Here is a 25251-nt window from a genome sequence, read left to right as displayed (position 1 = left end):
CGGGCGGGCCGGGGGCCGCGGCGCGGGTGGCACTGGCATGACCCCCGCCAGTCGCGCCACCGGCGCCAGCCGCGTGTTCCCCCCGCTCCCGCAACACCCCGGCCCCCAGGCGCCGTTCGCCACCTCCTGGTGGGGAAACGCATGGATCGACGCGCTGGAAGGTACGTCGCTCGATGCGGGACGACTCGCCCGTGGGCGGGCATACGCCCGCGAGGGGCACGTGGACACGATCACCGTCGCGCCCGGCCGCATCGTGGCCTACGTACACGGCAGTCGCCCCCGCCCCTACCGCGCCGAGATCCGCATGCGCACCCTCGCGCCGGAGGACTGGGACAGCTTCCTGGACGCGGTGGCCACGGAACCCGCGCACATCGCGGCGCTCCTGGACAAGGACATGCCGCACGCGCTGGTGGACGCGGCGGGGCGATCGGGGATCCAACTCCTTCCGGGCGCAGGCGACTTGGTCCCGTCCTGCACCTGCCCTGACCACGGCCGTCCGTGCAAACACGCGGCAGCCCTCACGTACCAGACGGCCAGACTGCTGGACGCCGACCCCTTCGTACTCCTCCTCCTGCGAGGCGGGGACGAGCAGGCGCTCCTGGACGAGCTGGCCCAGCGCAACGCGCACCAGGCGGCCCGCGAGCAGTCCGCCGCTGCCACGGCAGGCGCGACCGGCACATCCTTCCCCGGAACCCTGGCCCGGGACATCCTGGCCACGGAGTACCGCCCACCGCTCCCGGCCCCGCTCCCACCCCCGCCCCACCCGGGCGAACCCCCGCTCCTCCCCTCCCTCCCCGGCGCCCCCAGCCCCACATCCCTGGAGTTCCTGGCCACGGACACGGCATCGCGGGCCCACGCACACCTGACCACCGGCACGGACCCGTTCCCCGCTGTCGACCCCTGGCACGACGCGGTACGCCTGGCCGCCTCCCACCCCGGCCTGACGGGCCGCCGCACGTTCAGCCGCCAATTCACCGAACTGGCAAGGGCGGTGAACCACACCCCCGCAGACCTCGCCCGCGCGGCGGCGGCCTGGCGCCAGGGCGGCGAGGAGGGCCTGGCGATCCTGGAATCCCCATGGGACCCCCCGGCGGGCCCCTTCGACAGAGCGAGAGGCGCACTGATCGCAGCCGACCTCCCTCGCATGACAATCCACCGAAACCAACTCACCGACGCGAAAGGCTCATTGCAGCTCCGCTTCGGCCGAGACGGCCGCTGGTACCCGTACCGAAGCGAGCCGGGGCGGGGCGACTGGTGGCCGGAGGGGGAGGCGGATGGGGATCCGGTGGGGGCGCTCAGTACGGCGATCGGTCCGTAAGGGCGTGACGCCACCTCACGCGCGCAAGTGAGCCAGCAGGGCGTCGGGGGTGGGGTAGGGCCGTTCCGCGGGAAGCAGGGCCGCCGCCGATTCCAGGTCCTGGGCGCGTACCCGCTCGTGCGTGGCTCGGGCCCGGTCGGTGACGTCCGTGATCGAGACCGTCCACTCGTCCGCGTAACGGCGCGCGGCAGCTCCCGCCAGGCCCAACTGGAGGGAGCGGTGCGGCAGCGGGTTGAGCCGGAGGTCGCGTTCCGGGTCCCACTGGACGCGAGTGGGGGAGCGCCTCAACTCCCGTTTCCAGGCGGCCTGGTCGGCATGGACACCGGGCGCGTAGTGCGACAGGCAAGCGTGACGAAGCGCCCATTCGAAGCCCTCGCGGGTGATCTCCACCGCGAGCACGGTCCCCTGGCCTTCCTTCGTGGCCCAGCCGCAGCGGTACATCATCCACAGGAAGGACGGCTTGATCCATGTCATGCGGTCCCGCTTCCAGGCGGCGGGAAAGCGGCCGGTGCGGGCTGCGGGCTCGCCGATCTCTGCGGCGTACGCCTGGTAGACGGTGACCGTCGACTCCGTGTGCAGGGCGCGGATCTGGTGGCCGGGTGGGGCGGTAGTGGTGGCGTCGTCGGTCGTGGTGCGGTTCATGGGGTCAGCTTGTGGTTCGCGGGCCTCCGCTCGCCAGCGAATTGTCGGCGGGGGGATTCACAGGCTCACGGAATCGACTCGATTCGCCCCATGTGCTCCTCGCCCCACTCCCCGAGCGGCGCCATCGCCGTGTTGAGCGACTGGCCGAACGCCGTCAAGGAGTACTCCACCTTCGGCGGGACCTGGTGGAAGACCTCGCGGTGCACCAGGCCGCTGTTCTCCAGCTCCCGCAGCTGGAGGATCAGTATCCGTTCGCTGATGCCGGGCACGGCTCGCCTCAACTCGCCGAAGCGTAGAGGGCCTTCGTGGATGGCGAAGAGGATCAGGCCCTTCCATTTGCCGCCCATGATGTCGATGGCGGCGTCGAGGCCGCACGTGTAGGTCCGCTTCTTCGCCGGCATTCCCGTCCCGTCCCATCTCATCCCACCCCATCCCCGAGGGGTCCTCTTTGGTACTTACAAAACTGTGGGTACCTAACAGAATTGTAGGTACTTGTCGGAATGTGTGTGTCGGCCCAGCATGGAACACGTCCCCGAACATACTCACTCCGGACTGGAGTCACTCATGCCCGCTCTCACTCCAACCCCCGTGACCCTCATCGGACTTGGCTCCATGGGCAGCGCGCTTGCCGAGGCCTTCATCGGCGCCGGGCATCCCACCACCGTGTGGAACCGAAGCCCCGGGAGAGCCGCGCCGCTCGTCGCCAAGGGGGCCGTCCATGAGGCGTCGATCGCGGACGCCGTGGCCGCCAGTCCCTTGGTCATCGCGTGCCTCTCCACGTATGACGCCACGATCGAGAGCCTGGAGCCCGCCTCCGCCGCGCTGGCCGGGCGTACTCTCGTCACCCTGAACAGCGGAACCCCGGCCGGCGCGCGTGAGATGGCCGCCTGGGCCGCCGCGCGCGGGGCCCGGTTCCTCGACGGCGCGGTGAAGAACGTACCCGCGGCCGTGGGAAAGCCGGACACGCTGCTCTACTACAGCGGCGACAAGGCCGTCTTCGACGAGCACGCGGCGACCCTGTGCGTGCTGGGCGGCGACACCGTCCACCTCGGCACCGACGTGGACCTCGCAGCTCTGTACGAGTCAGCCGTCGGCGCCACTCTGCTGCCCGCCCTCCTGGGCTTCTTCGAAGGTGCAGCCCTCATCACCGCGCGCGGCCTGGAAGCGCGCACGATGGTGCGGTACACCGTGAAGTGGCTTGAGATGATCGCCTCCATCCTGCCCACCCTGGCGAGCGAGATCGACTCCGGCGACTACACCGAACCCGCCTCGTCGGTCGGCCTCTTCCACGACGCCATCGGCTACGAGCATCAGACGGGCGCGGAAGCGGGCATCGACCTCTCCTGGCACGAGCCCATGAACGAACTGCTGCGACGCGCGGTCGCCGACGGCCACCGCGACCACAGCATCTCGGCGCTTGTGGAGGTACTCAGGAAGCGGCCGGGGCAGATCGCCTAGCCGGGCACGCCCACCCGCCGCGGCGTCCGCGAGAACGTCACATTGCGGAAACGCTCGCGTCCCTTTCTCTCCAGGAACACCCCTTACGGTTGATCACAAGCCCAGGCCGACGTCGTCCGGCGGCACGTACCCGTCCATGCCCGTCCCGATGACGACAGGAACAACGGTGAGCCCGGTGATCCCGCGAGCAGCCTTTCCGCGCGCAGTGTCCCTTCCGCCCTGGCTCGGCCACGCCCTGCGTACGCAGCGTGGTCCCGTGCCGTGGCATGCCGTGTTGCGGGGTGCCGCGGCCGCGGGGCCGTTGCTGGGCGTGGGCGTGGTCGCGGGGCGGGTCTCCGTGGGGGTGGTGGCCGCGCTCGGGGCCATGCTGGCCGGGATCAACGACCGGCCGGGGAGCCGGCGCGCAGCCGTGCGGCGGCTCGGGGTGCCCGCGCTCGCTGGGGCCGGCGGGCTCGTCTTCGGGGCGTACGTCGCCGGAGTCGCCGGAGGGCCCAGTCTGCTCCCTGTGCTGTTCGCCGTCCTCGGTCTGTTCGCCGGAGCCTTCAGCGCTCTCGGGCCCGTCGCCTCCGCCGGTGGCACGCAGCTGCTCGTCGCCGCCGCCATCGGGGCGGGCATGCCATCGCCCGAGCCCGGCTGGCAGCGGGCGCTGTTCTTTGTCGCCGGGGCCGCCTGGCTGATCGTGCTGCGGCTCACGCTGCCGTCGCCCGACAGTCGCAAGCATCGCAAGGGTCGCAAGGGGCACAAGAGTCGCAAGGGAGTTGCCGGGGCTTTTCGCCTCGACGGCGAACGCGCCGCCGTCTCCGCCGTCTACGAGGCCGTCGCCGAGCTTCTTGACGCAGTCGGATCCCCCCACTCCACCACCCGCCGAGCAGCACTCACCGCCGCGCTCGACCAAGCCCAGGACGCCCTCTCCGGGCCGCGCCTGCGCAGGCACGCCGGTTCGGCGGCCGAGCGGCGGCTGCACGCGCAGTACCTCGCCGCGCTGCCGCTCGGTGAGGCGGCGACCGCGCTCGCCTGGACCGGTGAGCCGCTCCCGGCGCGTACGGGAGAAGGGCCGCGCCGCCTCGCCGCCGCCGTCCGCGACGGCGTCCCCGGCGGACCGCTTCCCGCGCCCGCCCGCTCCGGCGCCGGGTTGCGCGCCCTCGACGACGCGCTGCTGCACGCCGCCGAAGCCTTCGACAGCGGCAGCGACAGCACGACCGGGCCCCCGCACGCGCGACGCCGGCGCCCCGTCGACGTACTGCGGACCGCGGCCGGTCCCGGCGGGCGCGAGTACGGCGTGCGGGTCGCGCTCTGCTTCGGGGCGAGCGCCGCGGTCGCGCAGGCCCTGCACCACCCGCACTGGTACTGGCTGCCCGCCACCGCTGTCTTCCTGGTCAAGCCCGACCTCGGGCCGCTGGCGTCACGCGTCCTGTGCCGTGCTCTCGGCACCGTCCTGGGTGCCGTCCTTTTCGCGGGGATCGCCGCCCTGCTGTCACGGCCCGCCGGGCTCGTCACCGTCGTCGCCGTGTGCGGGGCGCTGATCCCCGTGGCCACCCGGCACTTCGCCGCCCAGACCGCCGTCGTCACCGTCCTCGTGCTCGCCCTCGTCATGGTGGGCGGGGAGCCGCAGGCCTCCTGGGGGCGGATCGGCGAGACCCTGCTCGCCTGCGGGATCGTCCTGCTCGTCGGGCATCTGCCCTGGCCGGTGCAGCGCGGCGGCCGCGTACAGGACCGGATCCTGGCTGCCCGCGCCTGTGCGCACGCGTATCTGCGCCATGTCCTGAGCGGCGCCGGTGACGGCGGTCCCGCGGGCGCGGACCACCGCGCCGCCCGCTGGGCCCTGCGGCGCGAGGCCTACCGGACGCTGGCCGAGGCACGCGCCGCGATCGACCTGGCGGCCGCCGAACTCCCCACCCTGGCGAAGCACTCCGAGGGATCGGAGCGGGTGGCGGCCACCCTCGAACACCTCGTCGACACCACGACCGCCTGCGCGGTGCACGTCGACGACACGGGACGCCTGCCGCGGCGGCACGCGGAGCGCATCGACGCGTTGCTCGTGGAGCTCACCGCGGTGGCGTGAGTACGCCGGGCCCAGGGCCCGGCGCGCGCCTCTGAAGTCGACGCGTACCGCAGAAGTCGACGCGCATCTCAGAAGTCGACGCGCACCTTGTCGTCGAGCCGCGCCACCGAATCCTGCTCGTACTTCCGCACGTAGTCCTCGCGGATGTCCTCGATCGCCGCGTCGAGCTTGTGCGCCCGCGACGTCCGGTACAGCAGGATCAGCTCGTACGAACGCTCACGCTCGATCCTGCCGTTCGAGTCCCGCCACTGGCCGCGGCCGTCCTGCACCGTGAGCCCGTCGGGGAACGACGGCGTCACCTCGACGTCGATGAACCTCATGAACTGCTTGTCCGTCACATCGGGGCCGCCGTCGGGGCGTTCGGTCCCGAAGAGGAGACGGGTCTCGGCGTACGCCTGGCCGCGGGACACCTGCGACGTGGTGGTCGTGCCGGGCGCGCGCGTGTCCGTGTCGAACGAGGCGTACGCGGCCGGGGCGCCGACCGCGAGGACCGTGGCGACGGCCGCGGTCACGGCGAGGCGGGTGCGGGAGATGCGGGAGAGGGCGAGAGGCATGGGGGTCCCTTTCTCTGCGTGGCTTGATCCACAACGTGGTCCACAACGTGATCCACAACGTGGTCCACAACGTGGTCCATAACTTGATCCATATCGGGCGCAGACGGTAGCCGACACGCCACACCCCGTGCCCCCTCCCGTGCGGCCGTACGGCTGGATATCTCTCCCCTCCCCTGTCCCCGCCCGTAAGTCGCCGTCTTCCCATGCGACACACAACTCCCATACGTTTCGCAGGACTTGACCGAAGCGGTGGAGGGGATGGCCGGCATGAAGGCACGTACTGGAGCAGGTCTTGCCATGGCGGTCGCGGCGGCGGGCGCACTGGCGTTCGGCACCGCGGGCTCCGCGAGCGGCACGGCCGGCACCGCGGGCGCCGCCTCGGTCGCCGACGATCCGGCGCCGCGGTCGCCGTACGCGGCCACCACCGGCGTCGGCGTCCACAACGCCTACGAGAAGGCGAAGTACCCGTACTTCGCCGACGCGCTCGACTCCGGCGCCGGGATGCTCGAACTCGACGTGTGGACCAATGTGTTCGGCAGCGGCTGGCGGGTCTCGCACAGCAACCCGGTCGGGAACGACAACAACTGCGAGAACGCCGCGACCCCGGCCGAACTGCGCACCAAGCCGCGCAACCAGACCCTCGCCGGATGTCTCGCGGACATGAAGAGCTGGCACGACGCCCACCCCGGACACCGTCCCATCCTGATCAAGATGGAGCTGAAGGACGGCTTCCAGGGGAGGAACGGCCGCGGGCCCGCCGACCTCGACGCCCTCCTCAAGAGCAGGCTCGGCGACGCGGTCTACCGCCCCGGCCAGCTCACCGCAGGGCACGCCACCCTCGACGACGCCGTACGAAGTGACGGCTGGCCCCTGCGGAGTGCCCTCGCGGGCAAGTTCATCGTCGAGCTCATCCCCGGCACCGTCGAACAGGGCAACCCGGCCGACACCCTGTGGACCGACCGCGAGTACGCCACCCATCTGCGCGACCTCGAGGCGGCCGGGCGCCTCGGTGAGGCCGCCGCCTTCCCCGCCGTGCTCGGCGCCGAGGCGGGCGACCCGCGCGGACGGTACACGGACGCGGCGATCCGGCCCTGGTTCGTGCTGTTCGACGGCGACGCGTCCGCCTACGCGGGCGGCACCATCGACACCAAGTGGTACGCCGACCGGCGCTATCTGGTCGTCATGTCCGACGCCCACAACGTCGCCCCGGCCATCGACTCCGTGAACCCCACCGAGGCGCAGGCCCGCGACCGCGTGGCCCTGCTCGCGCGGGGCCACGCCAGCATCGTGTCGTCGGACTGGTACCCGCTGCCGGGCGTCCTGTCGACGGTGGTCCCGCGCGGCTAGGCGGACACGGGACCCGTGGGCCCTGTCCCTAGCGTTCGATCCGTATCCACACCGGCGCGTGGTCCGAGCCGCTCGCGTTCCTCCGCTCCGCCGGATCCCCGTCCTGCACCGACGGCAGCGCGGTGGCCGTCGAGCCGGGCACACCCGTGCCCGCCGCCGTGACCAGGTCCAGCAGGCCGCGGCTCACCAGGACGTGGTCGATCAGCTCGCGGCGCCCCGCGTGGATACGGGAGTAGCGCTGCTCGGCGGGGATGCGCGGGGCCACGTTCCACAGCCGCTGCGCGTCGCCCTTGTCCGGCTTGTCGAATCCGGGGGTGCCGATCTCGGAGCCGGGCGGACCGAGCAGGATCTGGGTCGTCGCAGCGGACACCTCGTCGTTCAGGTCGCCGAGCACCACGACATCGTGTTGACCGCCGTCACCCTTCAGGAGACGGCCGGCCAGGGAGCGCACCAGCGTGGCCTCCGCCGAACGCCGGTACAGGGCGTACGCCCCGAAGCGGGCCCGCTCGCCCTCGTCCCGCGGCTGGAACCGGCCACCGCCGAACGACAGCAGCTTCGACTTCAGATGGCACACCACCGCGTCGAAGAAGAAGGCGCGCGTCGACACCGTCACCGCGAGCACCCCGCGCCCCGCCCGCGCCACCGGCTTGCCCGAGTCGCTGACCTGCACCGGGCCGAGCGGCCCGGGGAAGCGGTCCTCGTCGGCGGTGACCGAGACCGGCAGTTGGCTGAGGAAGCCGACGCGGGTGCCGCGCTCGTCCGCGTGCTCCGAGAGCGTGGTGTGCCAGGTGCCCTCCAGCATCCCGGCCAGATCCGTGAGGGCCTCCGGGTCGCCGACCTCCTGCACACCGAGCACGCTCGGGTTCAGCGCCCTGATCGTCGCCGCGAGCGAGGCCAGCTTCGCCTCGTAGGCGGCCTTGTCCTTGGGCCCGAACTTGCCGCCGGGCCGGTAGAGGTTCTCCAGGTTCCAAGTGCCGACGAGCATGGCGGGCTCCAACTGTTCTCGCGTGGTGTGTGAGTTGACGTCAGCGTGCTCGCGAAACCGGCGACGCGACAGGGCACGGGATGCGCACTCCCCGTACCTTGAAGAGATGACGCCGCCTCCCGCGCACGGCCCCGCCGATCTCGTCATCACGGGCTGCACGGCCCTCGTCCACGACGCCGATGGCCTGACCGGGTTCCTCGACGACGCGGCCATCGTCGTACGCGACGGCCGCATCGACGCCGTCACCACCACCCCCGAGGTCGCCGGGCTGCAGGCCGCCGAGCACATCGACGCACGCGGTCAGGCGGCCCTGCCCGGCCTGATCAACTGCCATACGCACACGCCGATGGTGGCCCTGCGCGGCATCGCGGAGGATCTGCCGGCGCACGAGTGGTTCAACGACTGGATCTGGCCCATCGAGTCCAACCTGACCGAGCGCGTCGTCGGGCTCGGCGCCCGGCTGGCGTGCGCGGAGATGATCCGGGGCGGCGTGACGACCTTCGCCGACCACTACTTCGCGATGGACACCGTCGCCGACGTCGTCACCGAGAGCGGTCTGCGCGCCAACCTCGGCGCGGCCTTCTTCTCCTCGCAGGGGCCTGATGGCCGCGCCGCGTCGCTGGAGTTCGCGCTGCGGCAGCGCGGCGTCGCCGACGGCCGCATCACCACCTCGCTCGCCCCGCACGCCCCGTACACCGTCGACGACGCGGACCTCGCCGCGACCGCCGAGCTCGCCCGCGAACACGGCCTCATGGTCCATCAGCACGCCTCCGAGAACCGCGCCCAGACCGACAACAGCCTGGACCGGCACGGCCACACCCCCATCGAGATCCTGCACCGCACCGGCCTGCTCGACGTCGACGTCCTCATCGCGCACGGCACCGGCATCCTCGACCGTGACCTGCCCGTGCTGCGCCGGGCCACGGGACGCGTCGCGGTGGCCTCCGCGCCGCGCGGCTACCTCAAGTTCGGCTGGGACACCACGCCCGTGCGCGCGCTGCGCGAGACCGGCATCCCCGTCGGCCTCGCCACCGACGGAGCCGCGTCGAACAACACCCTGGACGTCTGGGAGTCCATGACGCTCACCGCACTCGTGCAGAAGTCCACCGAGCGCGACCCGGCCTGGCTGACCGCGCGCCAGGCACTCGACCACGCCACACTGCAGAGCGCGCGAGCCGTCGGCCTCGGCGACGAGATCGGCAGCCTCGCGCCGGGCCGCCGCGCCGACATCGTCCTCGTCGGCCTCGACGGGCCGCACACCCAGCCCGTGCACGACCTCGCGGCCACGCTCGTGCACAGCGCACGCTCGTCGGACGTCACCACGACGATCGTCGACGGGCGGATCCTGATGCGCGACCGTCGCCTCCTGACCCTCGATGTGCCGTCAATCGTGGCGGAGTTGGGCGCCGAACTGCCCGCCCTTGTCGACCGCAGCCACGGAAAGCGGATCCAGGACTACGAGGGCTGAGATGCGGGGGCCGAAAACGGGCCCGGGGGAGCGGCTGCCTAGGGTGGGGCCATGTCACACGCCCCGCAGCCGGACCCCGCCGACGGCCTCATCGATGACCCGTACGCCACCTACGCACGGCTGCGCGACACCGCACCCGTGCACCGGGTGGCAGGGCCCGACGGCAGCCCGGCCTGGCTGGTCACGCGGTACGACGACGTACGCGCCGCGCTCGCCGACCCGCGGCTCTCGCTCGACAAGAGCCATGCGCTGCCCGGCGGTTACCGGGGCTTCGCGCTGCCGCCCGCCCTGGACGCGAACCTGATGAACATGGACCCGCCGGACCACACCCGCATCCGACGCCTGGTCGTCAAGGCCTTCACGTCGCGCCGGGTGGAGAGCCTGCGCGCCCCGATCCGGCATATCGCTGACGAACTCCTCGACGCCGTCGAGCCGTTGGGCCATGCCGATCTCGTCGCCGCGTACGCAGCCCCGCTCCCGATCACTGTCATCTGCGACCTCCTCGGGGTGCCGGCCGGGCACCGCCCGGACTTCCGGGTGTGGACCGACGCCCTGGTCGCGCCCGACCCCGCGCGGCCGCAGGCCGCGAAGGAGGCCGTCGTCGCGATGCTCAGCTTCTTCACGCAACTCCTCGCGGAGAAGCGCAAGGAGCCCGCCGACGACCTGCTCTCCGACCTCATCGCCGTACGGGACGAGGGAGAGGAGCGCCGGGGGAACGAGGACCGGCTGAGCGAGGACGAGTTGATGTCGCTCGCCTTCCTGATCCTCTTCGCCGGATACGAGAACACCGTCCAGCTCATCGGCAACGCGGTCCTCGCCCTCCTGCGCCACCCCGACCAGCTCGCGTCCCTGCGCGCGAATCCGTCCCAACTCCCGTCAGCCGTCGAGGAGTTCAGCCGGTACGACGGGCCCGCCCTGCTCGCCATCCGCCGCTTCCCCCTCGAAGACGTCACCATCGGGGGCGTCACCGTCCCGGCGGGCGAGACCGTACTGCTCTCCCCGTCGGCCGCCAACCGCGACTCGCGCCGCTACCCCGACGCCGACCGCCTGGACATCACCCGCGACGCCTCGGGTCACCTCGCCCTCGGGCACGGCATCCACCACTGCGTCGGCGCCCCCCTCGCCCGCCTGGAGACGGCCACCGCGCTGACCGCCCTCCTCGAACGCTTCCCCCGCCTCGCGCTCGCGGTACCACCCGGGGAACTGCGGTGGCGTCCCTCGATGCGGGCCCGCGGACTGCTCACGCTCCCGGTGGCGTTCTAGCTTTCCCCGGGCTTCTCGGGCTTCCTTCAGGATTCCTCGAAGTTTCTTCGCCGCGACCGATGAGTTCCGGCGGCCCCGCGGGTCACCCCTCGCAGAAGTACGGATCCGAGGGGCGGGTCCGCAGGAGGGACTGAGGGACCATGGGACTTCCCGACATCGTCACGCGCGAGGAGTGGCTCGCCGCGCGCCAGGAACTGCTCGCCAAGGAGAAGGCGGAGACACGGGCGCGTGACGCCCTCAACGCCGAGCGGCGGCGGCTTCCGATGGTCGAGATCGGCAAGGAGTACCTCTTCGACGGCTGTGACGGCAAGGCGACGCTGTTCGACCTCTTCGACGGGAACGCCCAACTCATCGTCTACCACTTCATGTTCGCCCCGGAATGGGACGGAGGCTGCCGCAGCTGCTCGGCATTCCTCGACCAGATCGGTCACCTGGCCCATCTCCGGGCCCGCGGCACGAACTTCATCGCCGTCTCCCGCGCGCCCTTCACCAAGATCCTGCCCTTCAAGGCACGGATGGGCTGGACGGTTCCGTGGTACTCCTCCCACGGCAGCGACTTCAACCACGACTTCGACGCCACCGTCGGCGAGGGCGACGAGTCCTTCGAGCAGCCGGGCCTCAGCTGCTTCCTGCGCGACGGCGACCGCGTCTTCCACACGTACTCGACCTACGACCGCGGCACCGACTGGGTCGCCTCGTACTCCAGTCTCCTCGACCTCACCGCCCTTGGCAGGCAGGAGGAGTGGGAGGAACCGAAGGGCCGGGCGACGGGGCTCGGAGCGCCCGCGGGCAGCAGCCGGCTGAGGTATCACGACGAGTACGACATGTGACGAACCGACACAACCAGGTGTCAGGTCCGTCACGTTGCGAGTCCTTTCCACCCCTCGGCGCGTTCTACTCCATGAGAGTCCGTCAGGACTGCCAACGGGGGAGCAGAAGGACGATGATGAACAGCCGAGTGGTACTTGAACGCTTTCCGGCCGGTGGGCCGCGAGGATCGTGGCCCGCGGAGGAGTTCGCGCGGGCCCGACGCATGGAGGGGCAGCGGGCGGAGGTCGTGATGGACCTCGTCTCCGACGCCTTCCTGGTGATCGTGCGCGAGACCGAAGTCCCCGAGGTGGCGGCTGCCGCCTGAGACCGCCGCGATCAGCGAGGGAAATTCCAGCCCGTCCGGCGTTTGAGGACATCTTTTACGGGGGTCCAGGGGGGGCGGAGCCCCATGGTTTCGGGATGGGGCGGGGTGGGGGGAAAGAACCCGCCGGAGGCTATGCCCGCACGGGCCGCGACCACGCCGGCGTAGTCCCCGTCGTCCTGCACCACGCCAGGTACAGCGGAATCGGCGGCGTATAAGGAACCTCGCCCCCGGCCGGGCTGTGGATCAGGGAGGGAGCGCGCCCGGCGCCCGGCACCACGGCTCCCGCGGCGTAGTACGCGGGGGACGGCCACTCGAGCGCGACATCGGAGTCCGCCGGCACGATCCACCACCACCGCCCCGAGTCCACGTCCTCGTACACGCACCCCACCCGAGGCAGCCGCGCCATCAGCCGGGGCCCGAACCGCGCGGGCACCGAGACCGCGTCGCACCCCAGCGGCTGCGACATCCCCGCCGGGACGGCGAGCCGCGTGGGCGGCGGGGGCGAGGCGGCGGCGCTCCGCCTCCGTTCGAGGCGGACCAGCGTGTCCAGGTCCAACCGCCGCCGCACCGTCACCGCGCTCACACGCCCCCTGTCCACGTCGTCCTCACGCCCGCACCCTCAGTCACGTCATGCCCGCAGTTCCGCCCAGACGGTGAGGCCTGCTCCGGGACCCTCGTCCCGCACACCCCACGCGTTGCTCACCGCATCGACGAGAAGCAGTCCCCTCCCGTGCTCCTCATCGGCGTCGGGCCCTTCCTGGGCGGGCCGCGGGACACCCGATCCGTATCCGTCGTCACGCACAGCTATGCGCAATGCTCCGGGTTTCGTGCAGAGCTCGCAGATGATCCGGTGACTGGCGGTGTGCACGATCGCGTTCGTGACCAGCTCGGACACCACGAGGGCCGCGGCGTCGCGGGCGTCCTCGCCTATGTCCCAGCCCAGGAGCTGGGCGTTCGCGAGCCGTCTGGCCTGTGAGGCGGAGCCCGGCCGTGGCACCAGCGCGAAGCTGACGCAGAGGTCGGAACCACCGTCGGCCCGCGCGTCGGCAGTAATGCCAACAGGGGCCATGGCGGCAGCTGTGTGTAACGGCGCGGGCGGAGTCACGCCATCCACTATCGCCCCGCCGGGAACACCTTGGCAAGACCCACTCTGAAAAGTGCACAGTGGCGTGTTCCTTCGAGACGGCACGTGGCACACTGCTCGCAACGGCTCCAGGTGCGGAGTGAATTGGCATGACATGGAGTACGTGGAGGTAGGACGTGAGCGAACCGCGGTCCGCGCCGACCGTCGGCCAGGTCGTCCTAGGCCGTCGCTTGCAGGACCTGCGTGAGCGCGCAGGCCTCAAGCGGGAGGAGGCCGCGCGGATTCTTCGCGTGGCCCCCGCCACGGTCCGCCGCATGGAGATGGCCGAGGTCGCACTCAAGATCCCGTATCTCCAGCTCCTCCTGAAGTCCTACGGCGTCGCCGACGACGAGGCCGACGCCTTCGTGACGCTCGCCGAGGAGGCGAACAAGCCGGGCTGGTGGCAGCGGTTCCACGACATCCTGCCGGGCTGGTTCAGCATGTACGTCAGCCTGGAGGGGGCAGCAGGCCTCATCAGGTCCTACGAACCGCACTTCGTTCCCGGTCTGCTGCAGACCGAGGAGTACGCGCGAGGTGTGATGCGCTCGGGGGCGATCGGCCAGACCCGCCCCGAGGACATCGAGCGGTATGTGGCGCTGCGCATGGAGCGTCAGTCGCTGCTCACCCGCGAAGACGCGCCAAGGGTCTGGATCGTGATGGACGAGACCGCCCTGCGCAGGCCGGTGGGCGGTCCCGATGTGATGCGCGAGCAGATCGACAAGCTGCTCGAAGCCGTCGAACTTCCTCATGTGACGCTGCAGGTCGCGCCGTTCGCGGCGGGTCCGCACCCGGGCACGTACGGACCGTTCGTGCTCTTCCGCTTCGCCATGGCGGAGCTGCCGGACATGGTCTACAGCGAGTACCTGACCGGCGCCGTCTATCTGGACGCGCGCTCCGAGGTGGCGACTCACCTCGAGGTCATGGACCGCATGGCGGCGCAGGCCGCGACGGCACATCGCACAAAGGAGATCCTCCGGGACCTCCGCAAGGAGCTGTGAATGGATCGACACCGAGCCGGAACGCGACCCGGGTCCAAGCCCGGAGCCGGGTCCCGCCCCGAGTCCCGGGACGACTCCCGGATCTACAACGGCATGCCTGCCCGTGAGCTCGGCAGCGAGGGCTGGCACAAGCCGTGGAGCGGGGGCAACGGCGGCAACTGCCTGGAGGCCATGAAGCTGGCCGACGGCAGGGTGGCGGTCCGCCAGTCGGCAGATCCGGACGGCCCGGCGTTGATCTACACGCACGGCGAGATCAACGCGTTCATCCAGGGGGCGAAGGCGGGGGAGGCCGACTTCCTGCTGTCGTGAGGCCGCTGTCGTGAGGCCGCTCTCGTGAGGCCGCTCAGATCCGCAGTGGCCGGGGGCCGCCCGGTCTCAGGCGGTCATCGGCCGGTCGTACGGGCCGATCGGTGCCGTGAGTTCCGTCGTGCCGGTCAGCCATCGGTCCACCGCGGCGGCGCTCGCGCGACCCTCGGCTATGGCCCAGACGACCAGCGACTGGCCGCGGGCCGCGTCGCCGGTCGCGAAGACGCCCGGCACGTTGGTGGCGAAGTCCGCGCCGCGGGCGAGGGTGCCCCGCTCCTCGACGTCCAGGCCGAGCTGGTCGATCAGGCCGCCCGCGGTCCGCTCGGGCCCGGTGAAGCCGAGCGCGAGCAGCACGAGATCGGCGGGGAGTTCACGGGTGGTGCCGGGGCGTGGGCGGCGGTCCGCGTCGACCTCGGTCAGGTGCAGGGCGCGTACCCGGCCCGCCGCGTCGCCGGTGAAGCGGAGGGTGGACGCGGCGAACAGGCGCGCGTCGGTGTCCGCCGCGGGGGCGGCGCGCAGCTCGCCCGCCTCCTCGTGCGCGGCGGAGAGGCGGTAGATCTTCGGGTACGTCGGCCATGGCTCGGCCAGTTCGTCGCGTACGTCACCGGGCCGCTCGTAGATGTCCAACTGGGTGACGGACGCGGCCCCTTCACGCAACGCCGTGCCCAGGCAGTCCGCCCCGGTGTCCCCGCCGCCGACGATCACGACGTGCTTGCCCGCGGCGGACAGCGGGGAGGTGTCGAAGTCGCCCTCGCACACGTGATTGGCGAGCGGGAGATACTCCATCGCCTGTTGGATGCCGCTCAACTCCCGCCCGGGGACATCGAGTTCGCGCCAGGCGGTGGCGCCGGTGGCCAGCACCACCGCGTCGTGCCCGGTCCGCAGCTCCGCGGCGCCGATGTCCCGCCCGATCGCGACGGACGTACGGAAGACCGTGCCCTCGTCCCGCATCTGCGCGAGCCGTCGCTCCACGTGGTGCTTCTCCATCTTGAACGCGGGGATCCCGTACCGCAGCAGCCCGCCCGCGCGGTCGTCGCGTTCGTACACCACGACGGTGTGCCCGGCACGCGTCAGCTGCTGTGCGGCGGCGAGTCCTGCCGGTCCCGAGCCGACGACGGCGACCGTCCTGCCGGAGTGCCGGTCCGGGGCGCGTGGTGGGTTGAGGCCGTCGGCCCAGGAGCGGTCGGCGATGGCCACCTCGACGTTCTTGATGGTCACAGCGGGCTGGTTGATCGCGAGAACGCAGCCCGCCTCACAGGGGGCGGGGCAGAGGCGGCCGGTGAACTCGGGGAAGCTGTTCGTGGCGTGCAACCGGTCGGCCGCGGCATGCCAGTCGGCCCGTGAGACGAGGTCGTTCCACTCGGGGATCAGATTGCCCAGCGGGCAGGCGTCGTGGCAGAAGGGGACGCCGCAGTCCATACAGCGATCGGCCTGTCGCTCGACGATGGGCAGCAGCGCGCCGGGGACGTACACCTCGTCCCAGTCCTTGACCCGTTCGCCGACGGATCGGCGCGGCCATTCCTGGCGGGGGGTGGTGAGGAAGCCCTTGGGGTCGGCCATGGCCGTCTCCCTCGCGTGCCTTCTCGCGTGCCTTCGTGCTGGTTTCTCGCGTGGTTTCGCGGGCTTTCGGCCACTGTACGACGGGTGGGCGGGCGCGGCACGCTCGCGGGGCGGAGGTGGGGCGGGGCCGGGGCGGGCCCGGCCGGAGGCTAGGTCAGGGCGAGGATGAAGGACGCCGACGCGGCCAGCGATGCTCCGACCCGGATGTGGTTCCACATCGTCCACTCACGGACGTACGTGCGCCAGCGGTCCGCGTTCTCCGGTGCCTGTGCGTCGAGCTTGGCGAGGGCGTCGTTGCGGGGGACGTTCGCGGCGATGGTCACGCCGAACGACCCGAACAGATACAGCGCGCTGCCGAGCAACAGCTCGACGGTGCCGTCGTCGGGCCAGAGGACGAAGGTGACGACGGCGACGACCGCGCTGAGGCCGGCGGCGCCCATGAACACGGTCATGAACCCGGCGGTGACCGCCTTGACGTTGATCGACTGCATGGCTGCGATGCCTTGCGCCGGGGGCAGCGCGGCAAGGCCCTGCATCACGAACGTCGAGAACGCGACGAACGCTCCTGCGACCAGGCCGCAGGCGAGTGCTCCCAGCACGACGAGCACGAAGTACGGTCCCTCGATCATGGCAACTCCCGCGTTGAGTAAGGCAGCCGTCAGGTGAGCGAGCCGCAGTGATCCTCCATGGCGCGGCCCCGCACCACAAGTGAATTGCCCCAGCGGGGTGGAGGGCCATGCGTGGGGCGCGCGGGGGCATGCGCGGGCGTCTGGCCGGGGGCCTTGGGGGGATGGCCTGCCACGAGCCACGAGCCACGAGCTTCCGGCTGACTTCGGCACCCGCTTTCTGCCGACTTCCGGGCTGACTTGCTGCCGGCTCGGCGGTGCTTTGTGTCTGCTTTGCGTCTGCTTCCCGCCCGCTTCGCGGTGGATTCCTCCCGCCCACCCGCCCGATTGCCCCGGGTCGAGGGGCGGGCGAACGGGCGGGGTGTTCTCGCCTGGGGTGGTTCGTCAGCTTTCCGTCGGCGTCACCGCGGCGCGGCGGGCCAGGAGCGCGCAACGGGAGGCGGGCAAGCAGATGGCAGCCCACCACCTGAACGACCACCTGAACGCCCGACAGGCGAGGCGAGCAAGCCGGTTCCGCAGGCCGCAGCAGGCCGCAGGCCAGGGCGTCCGGCACGTGCGACGCGGGCGAGGGAGAGGGCGAGGGGGACCCGCAGGGCCCCAGGGCCCGGCGGCTCAGACTGCCAGATCCTCCCCCCGCCCGGGCCCTTGCCAGGCCCGAAGCGCCGCATCCACCGCCGGGGCGATCCGGCGCCGGGCCTCGCCGCGGGGAACTCCGCTCATGAGCAGGCGGTCGTACGGCGTCTCCGTGTGCCGGAGAGCCGCCACCACGGCGGCCGTCACCGCGGTGGCGGACAGGGCCCGGCCCGCCGCGCTACGGCCCACCCGCCCACTGCCCCGCACGGACGCGTGGGCGGCGATCGTCCGGGACCGCTCATCGGGGCACCCCGGGAAGAGCCGCCGTATCTCGTTCGCGAAGGCGGCGGTGAAGCGGACGTCCTCCATGGCCCGGCGCGCGGCGTCCCGTGCCCGGCGGCGTGCCCGCGCCTCCGCGTCCGCGAGGCACTGCTCCTCGGCCCGCGCGAGCGCCGCCTCCTCGACGAGGACGCCCTGCCGCTCGTACCGGCCCTGGCGCCGGTTGAGGCGGACGACCACTGCCGAGAGCCCGCTCCCCTCGCGGGCCCGGCGCGTCAGTGCGGTGTCGCCGCGTGGCAGGAAGACGAGATGGCCCAGGTCGGCGCAGTCCAGGCAGCGCGGCTCGGAGTCCTCGACGACCAGGAGGTTGAGCGGGCCGCCGCCGCACTCCGCGCAGTGGCGGCGCTTGAGGGGCTGGATGGCGAGAAGTGCTTTCCGGGCGAGGGGAGTTGGTGCCATGAAGGATTCATTCCCCCGGTCGGCGGGTGCGTACCTCCGCGAGGCAGGGGTGGGGCCCCGGCGATACGCGGGGGAGGGCCCGGCGGCGTGGGTGGGAGGAGCAGGCGATACGCGGGGGAGGGCCCGGCGGCGTGGGTGGGAGGAGCAGCCCGGTGACCGGGGGAGGAGTGTGGAGGAGCCCGGGTCCCTGGGGGGTGAGGAGCCCGGGCCCCTGGGGGCTGAGGGGCTTGGCACCGTGGGGGGTGAGGGGCTTGGCACCGTGGGGGGTGAGGGGCTCGGCACTGTGGGGGGGGGGGAGGGGCTTGGCACCGTGGGGGGGGGTGATGGGCTCGGCGCCCTGGGAGGTGAGGAGCCCGGGTCCCTGGGAGGTGAGGAGCCCGGGTCCCTGGGAGGTGAGGAGCCCGGGTCCCTGGGGGGTGAGGAGCCCGGCACCTCGGGAGGTGAGGAGCCCGGCGCCCCGGCCGGAAGAGCCCGGCATCATGGGGTGGGTGCGACTCGAAGCGATCACCTGGGACCGGCTCACCGACACCCTCGCCGACCGGCTGCTCGACCTGAAGACGGCCGACGCGAGCCGCTGGCCCCGCGTCGCCTTCGACGGGGCTCCGGCAGGCAGGCCGGGCGAGCTGGCCCGGAGCGTGGCCGACGCGTTGCGGGTGCGCGGGCGGTCCGCGCTCGTCGTCGGCACGGAGGGCTTCCTGCGCCCCGCTTCCCTGCGCCTCGAATACGGGCGCGAGGACGTGGAGGCGTACTACAGCGGCTGGTTCGACACCGGCGCACTCTGGCGCGAGGTCTTCGGGCCGCTTGATCCTGGCGGCACGGGACGGGTGCTGCCCGACCTGTGGGACCCGCAAGCGGACCGCGCGACGCGCAGCCCGTACGTCCAACTCCAGCCCGGTGCCCTGCTGTTGCTGCACGGCCCGCTGCTGCTCGGCCACTGGTTTCCCTTCGACCTGACGGTGCACACGAGTCTCTCGCCGGGCGCCCTGCGGCGACGTACGGCCGAGAGCGAGCGGTGGACCCTGCCCGCCTTCGAGCGGTACGAGGCGGAGACCGCCCCCGGTGCGGCGGCGGACGTGGTCGTACGCGCGGACGACCCGCGGCACCCGGCGTGGAGCGGCTGAACCAAACCCCTTTTATATGCACGTGCATGTAGTTAGAGTCGGGGCATGGCAACGACAGCGCTCCACTTCAGCGAATCGGTCCGCACCCTCCTCGACGGCAAGAACTTCGCCAGCGTCGCGACCCTCGGCCCCGGCGGGGCGCCGCAGAACTCGGTGGTGTGGATCAAGAGGGAAGGCGACACCGTGCTGTTCTCCTCCACGGCCCGGCGGCAGAAGGTCCGCAACCTCGAACGCGACCCGCGCATCAGCATCTCGGTCTTCGACCTGGCCAACCCGTACATGTCGACCGAGATCCGCGGTGTCGCCGAGATCCTGCCCGATCCGGAGAAGCGACTTCCGCACGAGCTCTCGCACAAGTACCTGGGCATCGACCCTCCCGGCGAGAAGGACGAGGAGGTCCGGGTGATCATCAGAGTGCTCCCGGAGAAGGTCGTCGGCTTCTCCGCCTGAGGTCTGGCACCGTTCGACGCCCGCCCCGTGCCGTCAGGGGGCCCGCCTTCGGAGTGCGGACCTCCGGTGGCCCGGCGAGAATGAGGGGCGCCGGGACTAGCGGTGCCTCCGCGCCGCGCCGGCCGTCCGGCACCGGGAGGTACCACATGACCACCGCCGGAGACATCATGCACCGCGGCGCCCAGTGGATCCCCGCACACGAGACCCTGGACCGCGCGGCACAACTGATGCGTCAGCTCGACGTGGGCGCGCTGCCCATCAGCGACGAGAACGAGCGGCTCTGCGGCATCCTCACCGACCGCGACATCGTGGTCGGCTGCGTGGCGATGGGGCACGACCCGTCCCGGGTGACCGCGGGCGACATGGCCAAGGGAACGCCGCGCTGGATCGACTCGGGCGCGGGCGTCGACGAGGTCCTCCAGGAGATGAAGGGCAGCCAGATCCGCCGGCTCCCGGTCATCGAGAACAAACGCCTTGTCGGCATGATCAGCGAGGCCGATCTCGCCACGCACCTCGACGACAACCAGCTCGCGAGCTGGGTCGAGAGCGTCTACGCGAAAAGCTGATCCGCAGCCACCTCACGCTCGGGCGCGGCTCGTTCGACCTAGAGCCAGCCGTTGCGCCGGAAGCCGCGGTAGAGCGCGAGACAGGTGGTGGCGATCACGCCGACCACCAGTCCATAGCCGTACTTCCAGTGCAGCTCGGGCATGTGGTCGAAGTTCATCCCGTACATACCGCAGACCATCGTCGGTACGGCGATGACGGCGGCCCAGGCGGTGATCTTCCGCATGTCCTCGTTCTGCGCGACCGTCACCTGGGCGAGATGGGCCTGGAGGATGGAGTTCAGAAGCTCGTCGAAGGCGGCGATCTGCTCCGTCACCCGCTTGAGGTGGTCGTCGACGTCCCGGAAGTAGGCCTGTATCTCCGGGGCGATCACCCGCATCGGCTGGGTGGAGAGGGTCTGCAGGGGGCGGCCGAGCGGCACCACGGCCCGCTTCAGTTCGAGGAGTTCGCGCTTGAGCTGGTAGATCCGGCCGGGATCGGCGCGCTCTCCCTCCTTGGAGAACACGTCCATCTCCACCTGGTCTATGTCGGCCTGCACCGCGTCCGTCACGACGAGATAGTCGTCCACGACGTGGTCGGCCAGCGCGTGCAGGACCGCCGCGGGGCCCTGGGCGAGCTGCTCGGGCGCCGATTCGAGCTCCTCGCGCAGCGGGCCGAGCGAACCGTGGCGGCCGTGCCGCACGGTGATCACGAACTCCTTGCCGACGAAGACCATGATCTCGCCGGTGTCCACCACCTCGCTGGTCGCGGTGAGTTCGGCATGCTCCACGTAGCAAACGGTCTTGAACACGGCGAACAGCGTCTCGTCGTACCGCTCCACCTTCGGGCGCTGGTGGGCGTGGACCGCGTCCTCCACGGCGAGCGGGTGCAGGTCGAAGAGTTCGGCGATGCCCGCGAACTCCTCCTCGGTCGGCTCGTGCAACCCGAGCCAGACGAACCCGTCACCGCTCTTGCGGACGCGCTCGACCTCCTCGACGAGGTCGCGGCCGTCCTCCTGGCGCACGCCGTTGCGGTACGTCACGCACTTCACCACCGCCGAGCCCAGGGGAGAGCGGGCGGGGTGACTCAGGTCGACGCGCTTGTGCTTGCGCACGAACTGGGCGACCCGCGCGACTTTCCGCAGGCCGCCCACCTTGCGGAGGTTCCCTGCCTTTCGCAGGTTGCCTGCCATCGACATGCGTGGCTCCTCGTTCTGGTTACTTGACGTGCCAGTGTGCCAGTACGCCCTGTCGGTGCGGCCGCACCCTGTGGGAACGGAGTACTCCGCTCCGAGCGCTCGGAGCCGCCTACCGAGAGCAGGCCGGACAATCGCGATAATCAACGCATGACGCTCATTGACGGCTATCTGACCGGCAATCGGAATCGGCAGGCCGAGGGGGCGGGCGCGGGGCAGAGCTCCGAGGCCTTCTCCGCGCTCTTCGACCCCACGACCTTCCGGCACATCGAGCGGCTCGGCATCGGGCCGGGGTGGCGCTGCTGGGAGGTCGGCGCGGGCGGCACATCCGTCGTCTCCTGGCTCGCGAAGCGCGTCGGTCCCACGGGGCGGGTCCTCGCGACCGACGCGGACATCTCCTGGCATACGTCGGCCGCCCGAACGCCGGTCGAGGTACGCATCCATGACGTGGGGGCGGAGGGGCCGCCCGGCGGGGGCTTCGACCTTGTCCACGCGCGGCTCGTCCTCGCCCGGGTGCCGGACCGGGAGCTGGCGTTGCGCTCGATGATCCGGGCCCTGCGGCCCGGGGGCCGCCTGCTGATCGAGGAGGCGGATCCGGCGTTGCAGCCGCTGGCCTGTCCCGATGAGCAGGGGCCTGCCCAGCAGTTGGCGAACCGTCTTCGTGCCGCGCTGCTCGCCGGGCGTGGCGCCGACCTCGCGTACGGTCGCGGTCTGCCCCGTCTGCTCCGTGCGGCGGGCCTGCGGCAGGTGGAGGCCGACGCGTACTTTCCCCTGGCCTCGCCCGCCTGCGTGGCCCTGGAGACGGCCACGATCCAGCAGGCCCGCGCGGCTCTGACGTCCGAGGGGCTGGCCACGGAGGCCGACATCACCGACCACCTGTCGAACATCGCCTCCGAGCCGATGGACCTCGCAACGCCCCCTCTGATCTCAGCCTGGGCCCGCAAGCCGTAGCCCTCCGGGGGCCCCTTCCCCACCCACCCACCCACCCGCCCGTCACCCCGCATCCGCCCCTCCCCGAACAGGCCCCGCGGTGCGAGATGGGCGGCCCAAGCACCCACGCACCGGCAGTCGGCAGTGCACGTGAGGGGTCGTGTCGGTATGTCTGCCCGGACACGGTTCGCGGGTCTCGTTCGCCGAAGTAGCCGGGCGTTCGGGCCGTGATGGCGAGGACGGACATACCGGCGCGTCCCGGCCCCACGGGCGGTCGGTCCCGCAGGCCGTCCGCCCCGCAGGGTCACGCGCACGCAGTCCGCAGCGCACCCGAGGAGGCAGGGCGGCCCCTCCGCCAGAGCGCCCGCAGCCCCGCCCGCCCCCCCCGCAGTCGGCGACGCACCCGAGAGAGCATGTAGCGGCCCCCCCCGCCAGGGGCAACGCCCCCTAAGCCGGCCTGCCCCCCACCAGTTCGACGGCCCTCGCTCCCGCCCGGCACCCCTCCGTCGAAGCCTCGCAGAGCCCCGCGCCGGACAAGCGGGACGCAAGGAACGCCCCCGTGAACGCGTCGCCCGCACCCGTCGAGTCCCGCGCGACGGCAGGCAGCGCCGGGACCTCGGCCCGCACCTCACCTTCCCGCGCGACCAGCGCCCCCGCAGCGCCCCGCTTGACCACCACCGCCGGGAACTGACGGCTCAACTTCGCGGCCGCCTCCGCCAGGCCACCCACATCCGCCGCCCCCGCCGTGTCCCCCGGCTCAGGCGACCCCGCCAGCAACCGCACCTCCCCCTCGCTCGGCAGCAACACATCCACCCCGTCCACCGCAGCCAAGAACCGCTCCACGCCCAGCTCCGCCAGGAAGCCCGCCGACGCAGGGTCCACACTCACCGGCACTCCACGCGCGCGTGCCGCCGCCAGTGCCGCCTCGGCCGCCGCCCTGCTCTGGCTCGCAAAGAACAAGTACCCCGACAGGTGCAGCCACCCCACCCCGTCCAAAAGCGCCGGCGACCAGTCCGCGCCCGACAGACGCAGCGAGGCTCCGCTGTCCGTCAGGAACGTCCGCTCCGCGCCGGCCCCATCGCCCCCGTCGACCAGGCAGATCACGGTCCCCGTAGGCGCCTCGGAGTCGACGACGAGCCGGGGTCGCACCCCCGCGCGCATGAGCGCCTCCTCATGCCACGCCGCCGAGTCCGCGCCGACCCGCCCCAGGAACCGCACATCACGGCAGCCCCAAGAAGCCGCCCAGCACGCCACGTTGGCACCCGCGCCGCCCGGAACCGTACGGATCGCCGCAGCCGTGTCCGTGCCGGGAACCGGCGGCGTTCGGTGTCGGGCGACTATGTCGGTGACGGCGTCGCCGACGACAAGTAATGCCCGGCCCCGCCGCGCCGTCACCGCTCCACCCATGCCGCCACCGCCACCGCCACCGCCGCGTCCGCGTCCCTGCCAGGGTCCGGTCGCACCCGACTCTGCGCGACCACGTCAGTCACGGCGTCGCCGACGACCACCACCACCCGTCTCCGCCGCGCCGTCACCGCTCCCCCCACGCCACCACCGCCGCCGCGTCCCTGCCAGGGTCCGGTCGCACCCGACTCTGCGCGACCACGTCAGTCACGGCGTCGCCGACGACCACCACCACCCGTCCCCGCCGCGCCGTCACCGCTCCACCCACGCCGCCACCGCCACCGCCACCGCCGCGTCCGCGTCCGCGTCCCTGCCAGGATCCGGCCGCACCCGACATTGCGCGACCACATCAATCACACCGTCGCCGACGACCAGCAGCGCCCGGCCCCGCCGCGACGACCTCACCGCTCCACCCACGCCGCCGCGATCCGCCCCGCGAGCCGCACATTGCCCCGCACCGCCGCGAGATTGGCGCTCAGTGATGCTCCGTCGGTGCGTTGTACCAGCTGGTCCAGGAGGAACGGCGTGACCGCCTGCCCGGTGATGCCCCGCTCCGCGCACGCCTCCAACGCCTCGGCCAGCACGCGCGCGTGGAGCGCGGGATCGAGCTGCTCGGACTCCGGCACCGGGTTCGCCACGAGCAGCGCGGACTCCGGGCCGCCGACCGTGTCCTGGGCCCGCATCACCGCCGCGACCTCCGCGGGCGTCCGCAGCGTCCAGTCGACCGGATGCCCGGAGTCGGTGAGGTAGAAGCCGGGGAAACGGTCCGTCCCGTAGCCCGCGACCGCCACGCCCAGCGTCTCCAGGCGCTGCAGCGTCGCCGCCACGTCCAGGATCGACTTCACCCCCGCACACACCACCGTGACGCGCGTCCGGGCGAGCAGCCCCAGGTCGGCGGACTCGTCCTGGGTCACCGCCCACTCCCGGTGCACCCCACCGAGCCCACCCGTGGCGAACACCCGTACGCCCGCCCGCGCGGCGAGCAGTGCTGTCGCGGATACCGTCGTCGCCCCGCTCGCGCCCGCCGCCACCGCGAGCGCCAGGTCGCGGTGGCCCAGCTTGCGGATGCCGTCCTCGTTCGCGACCCGTTCCAACTGCTGCTTGTCCAGACCGATATGGGGGCGTCCGTCCAGGACGGCGATCGTCGCGGGGACAGCGCCCTCCCCACGTACGACCTCTTCGAGTTCACGCGCGACCTGGAGATTGCGCGGGCGCGGCAGCCCGTGCGCGATGATCGTGGACTCCAGAGCGACCACGGGCCGCCGGTTCGCCACAGCCGCCTGAACCTCGTCGGACACCACCACGTCGGTCACCATTACGTCGGACACCACGTCGGTCACCACCCCATCGGACACCACGTCGGACTCCTCCAGCACGGGCCTGCCTCCTGCCTGTCGGGTCTCCCCTCATCCCTGGCAGTCGGCGTGCCCCGCCAAACCCTTGCGGCGCCGA

The 25251-nt window shown here is 71.9% G+C and carries 27 protein-coding genes; 14 read left to right on the top strand and 13 right to left on the bottom strand.

What is annotated here, in order from left to right; genetic code table 11:
* The first annotated feature begins 37 nt into the window (after positions 1-37).
* Entirely contained in the window at positions 38-1318 is a 1281-nt protein-coding gene (locus tag ACZ5WE_RS01095; protein ID WP_467690039.1) for an SWIM zinc finger family protein, read from the top strand.
* A 15-nt stretch (positions 1319-1333) separates the two neighbouring features.
* Here ACZ5WE_RS01095 and ACZ5WE_RS01090 read toward each other — a convergent pair whose 3' ends face one another.
* Both ACZ5WE_RS01090 and ACZ5WE_RS01085 read right to left on the bottom strand, forming a co-directional pair.
* A complete protein-coding gene (locus ACZ5WE_RS01090; RefSeq protein ID WP_467690041.1) occupies positions 1334-1960 on the bottom strand; it encodes a DUF4291 domain-containing protein in 627 nt (208 codons plus the stop codon).
* A 65-nt stretch (positions 1961-2025) separates the two neighbouring features.
* Positions 2026-2382 (bottom strand): winged helix-turn-helix transcriptional regulator, encoded by a 357-nt coding sequence (locus ACZ5WE_RS01085; RefSeq protein WP_467690043.1) that lies wholly within the window; start codon positions 2380-2382, stop codon positions 2026-2028.
* Positions 2383-2524: 142 nt separating this feature from the next.
* Between ACZ5WE_RS01085 and ACZ5WE_RS01080 the strand changes: the two genes are divergently transcribed.
* On the top strand, positions 2525-3418 hold the full coding sequence (locus ACZ5WE_RS01080; protein WP_467690044.1) for an NAD(P)-dependent oxidoreductase: 894 nt from the start codon (positions 2525-2527) through the stop codon (positions 3416-3418).
* A 148-nt stretch (positions 3419-3566) separates the two neighbouring features.
* Positions 3567-5480, top strand: coding sequence for an FUSC family protein (locus ACZ5WE_RS01075; RefSeq protein ID WP_467690046.1), 1914 nt, complete (start codon positions 3567-3569; stop codon positions 5478-5480).
* Between the two features lie 68 nt (positions 5481-5548).
* Here the strand turns inward: ACZ5WE_RS01075 and ACZ5WE_RS01070 are convergent, their stop codons facing one another.
* Positions 5549-6034 carry a DUF3574 domain-containing protein gene (locus tag ACZ5WE_RS01070; RefSeq protein WP_467690048.1) on the bottom strand — a complete coding sequence of 162 codons (486 nt, stop codon included), beginning with the start codon at positions 6032-6034 and terminating at the stop codon, positions 5549-5551.
* A gap of 267 nt (positions 6035-6301) precedes the next feature.
* Between ACZ5WE_RS01070 and ACZ5WE_RS01065 the strand changes: the two genes are divergently transcribed.
* Complete coding sequence (locus ACZ5WE_RS01065; protein WP_467690050.1) at positions 6302-7381, top strand: phosphatidylinositol-specific phospholipase C domain-containing protein; 1080 nt, start codon at positions 6302-6304, stop codon at positions 7379-7381.
* 28 nt (positions 7382-7409) lie between these two features.
* Here the strand turns inward: ACZ5WE_RS01065 and ACZ5WE_RS01060 are convergent, their stop codons facing one another.
* Positions 7410-8366 carry an endonuclease/exonuclease/phosphatase family protein gene (locus ACZ5WE_RS01060; RefSeq protein WP_467690051.1) on the bottom strand — a complete coding sequence of 319 codons (957 nt, stop codon included), beginning with the start codon at positions 8364-8366 and terminating at the stop codon, positions 7410-7412.
* Positions 8367-8472: 106 nt separating this feature from the next.
* On the opposite strand from ACZ5WE_RS01060, the gene ACZ5WE_RS01055 reads away from it, so the two are divergent.
* The 4 genes from ACZ5WE_RS01055 (at position 8473) to ACZ5WE_RS01040 (ending at position 12232) form a co-directional block, all read left to right on the top strand.
* Positions 8473-9834, top strand: coding sequence for an amidohydrolase (locus ACZ5WE_RS01055; protein WP_467690053.1), 1362 nt, complete (start codon positions 8473-8475; stop codon positions 9832-9834).
* A 51-nt stretch (positions 9835-9885) separates the two neighbouring features.
* Complete coding sequence (locus tag ACZ5WE_RS01050) at positions 9886-11097, top strand: cytochrome P450 family protein (RefSeq protein ID WP_467690055.1); 1212 nt, start codon at positions 9886-9888, stop codon at positions 11095-11097.
* Positions 11098-11237: 140 nt separating this feature from the next.
* Positions 11238-11927, top strand: a complete 690-nt coding sequence (locus tag ACZ5WE_RS01045) for a DUF899 domain-containing protein (protein ID WP_467690057.1) — start codon at positions 11238-11240, stop codon at positions 11925-11927.
* Positions 11928-12043: 116 nt separating this feature from the next.
* Positions 12044-12232: a hypothetical protein gene (locus tag ACZ5WE_RS01040; protein ID WP_467690371.1), complete on the top strand. Its 189-nt coding sequence runs from the start codon at positions 12044-12046 to the stop codon at positions 12230-12232.
* Positions 12233-12362: 130 nt separating this feature from the next.
* Here the strand turns inward: ACZ5WE_RS01040 and ACZ5WE_RS01035 are convergent, their stop codons facing one another.
* Both ACZ5WE_RS01035 and ACZ5WE_RS01030 read right to left on the bottom strand, forming a co-directional pair.
* The gene (locus ACZ5WE_RS01035; RefSeq protein WP_467690059.1) at positions 12363-12815 is read right to left on the bottom strand and encodes a hypothetical protein; all 453 of its coding nucleotides are present in this window, start codon (positions 12813-12815) and stop codon (positions 12363-12365) included.
* Between the two features lie 45 nt (positions 12816-12860).
* Positions 12861-13301, bottom strand: a complete 441-nt coding sequence (locus ACZ5WE_RS01030; protein ID WP_467690060.1) for an ATP-binding protein — start codon at positions 13299-13301, stop codon at positions 12861-12863.
* Between the two features lie 191 nt (positions 13302-13492).
* On the opposite strand from ACZ5WE_RS01030, the gene ACZ5WE_RS01025 reads away from it, so the two are divergent.
* Positions 13493-14353: a helix-turn-helix domain-containing protein gene (locus ACZ5WE_RS01025; protein ID WP_467690061.1), complete on the top strand. Its 861-nt coding sequence runs from the start codon at positions 13493-13495 to the stop codon at positions 14351-14353.
* Positions 14354-14446: 93 nt separating this feature from the next.
* Positions 14447-14662, top strand: a complete 216-nt coding sequence (locus ACZ5WE_RS01020; protein WP_249593092.1) for a DUF397 domain-containing protein — start codon at positions 14447-14449, stop codon at positions 14660-14662.
* Positions 14663-14728: 66 nt separating this feature from the next.
* Here ACZ5WE_RS01020 and ACZ5WE_RS01015 read toward each other — a convergent pair whose 3' ends face one another.
* From ACZ5WE_RS01015 to ACZ5WE_RS01005, 3 genes are all read right to left on the bottom strand, one after another.
* Positions 14729-16219: a glutamate synthase subunit beta gene (locus tag ACZ5WE_RS01015; RefSeq protein WP_467690063.1), complete on the bottom strand. Its 1491-nt coding sequence runs from the start codon at positions 16217-16219 to the stop codon at positions 14729-14731.
* 149 nt (positions 16220-16368) lie between these two features.
* Positions 16369-16848 (bottom strand): anthrone oxygenase family protein, encoded by a 480-nt coding sequence (locus ACZ5WE_RS01010; protein WP_467690064.1) that lies wholly within the window; start codon positions 16846-16848, stop codon positions 16369-16371.
* Between the two features lie 609 nt (positions 16849-17457).
* Positions 17458-18156 carry a DUF2293 domain-containing protein gene (locus ACZ5WE_RS01005; RefSeq protein ID WP_467690065.1) on the bottom strand — a complete coding sequence of 233 codons (699 nt, stop codon included), beginning with the start codon at positions 18154-18156 and terminating at the stop codon, positions 17458-17460.
* Positions 18157-18635: 479 nt separating this feature from the next.
* Here ACZ5WE_RS01005 and ACZ5WE_RS01000 point away from each other — a divergent pair, with 479 nt between their 5' ends.
* The 3 genes from ACZ5WE_RS01000 to ACZ5WE_RS00990 all read left to right on the top strand — a co-directional run bounded on the left by ACZ5WE_RS01000 (position 18636) and on the right by ACZ5WE_RS00990 (position 20293).
* The gene (locus tag ACZ5WE_RS01000) at positions 18636-19277 is read left to right on the top strand and encodes a nucleoside/nucleotide kinase family protein (protein WP_467690066.1); all 642 of its coding nucleotides are present in this window, start codon (positions 18636-18638) and stop codon (positions 19275-19277) included.
* A gap of 45 nt (positions 19278-19322) precedes the next feature.
* Complete coding sequence (locus ACZ5WE_RS00995; RefSeq protein ID WP_467690067.1) at positions 19323-19727, top strand: PPOX class F420-dependent oxidoreductase; 405 nt, start codon at positions 19323-19325, stop codon at positions 19725-19727.
* 146 nt (positions 19728-19873) lie between these two features.
* Positions 19874-20293: a CBS domain-containing protein gene (locus ACZ5WE_RS00990; protein WP_467690069.1), complete on the top strand. Its 420-nt coding sequence runs from the start codon at positions 19874-19876 to the stop codon at positions 20291-20293.
* Positions 20294-20331: 38 nt separating this feature from the next.
* Here the strand turns inward: ACZ5WE_RS00990 and corA are convergent, their stop codons facing one another.
* Complete coding sequence (gene corA, locus ACZ5WE_RS00985; protein ID WP_467690071.1) at positions 20332-21468, bottom strand: magnesium/cobalt transporter CorA; 1137 nt, start codon at positions 21466-21468, stop codon at positions 20332-20334.
* A gap of 147 nt (positions 21469-21615) precedes the next feature.
* Here corA and ACZ5WE_RS00980 point away from each other — a divergent pair, with 147 nt between their 5' ends.
* Positions 21616-22416, top strand: a complete 801-nt coding sequence (locus ACZ5WE_RS00980; protein ID WP_467690072.1) for a methyltransferase domain-containing protein — start codon at positions 21616-21618, stop codon at positions 22414-22416.
* 426 nt (positions 22417-22842) lie between these two features.
* On the opposite strand, the gene ACZ5WE_RS00975 is transcribed toward ACZ5WE_RS00980, so the two are convergent.
* The 3 genes from ACZ5WE_RS00975 to ACZ5WE_RS00965 all read right to left on the bottom strand — a co-directional run bounded on the left by ACZ5WE_RS00975 (position 22843) and on the right by ACZ5WE_RS00965 (position 25115).
* Positions 22843-23802 carry a carbohydrate kinase family protein gene (locus tag ACZ5WE_RS00975; RefSeq protein ID WP_467690074.1) on the bottom strand — a complete coding sequence of 320 codons (960 nt, stop codon included), beginning with the start codon at positions 23800-23802 and terminating at the stop codon, positions 22843-22845.
* Between the two features lie 249 nt (positions 23803-24051).
* On the bottom strand, positions 24052-24204 hold the full coding sequence (locus ACZ5WE_RS00970) for a hypothetical protein (protein WP_467690075.1): 153 nt from the start codon (positions 24202-24204) through the stop codon (positions 24052-24054).
* Complete coding sequence (locus tag ACZ5WE_RS00965; RefSeq protein WP_467690372.1) at positions 24201-25115, bottom strand: pseudouridine-5'-phosphate glycosidase; 915 nt, start codon at positions 25113-25115, stop codon at positions 24201-24203. Before ACZ5WE_RS00965 ends, ACZ5WE_RS00970 begins: the two co-directional genes overlap by 4 nt.
* Between the last annotated feature and the right edge of the window lie 136 nt (positions 25116-25251).

This window comes from Streptomyces sp. NPDC033180 (assembly GCF_055577645.1).
Note: the sequence above shows the minus strand (reverse complement) of the source record. Positions and strands in the feature narration are given on the sequence as shown.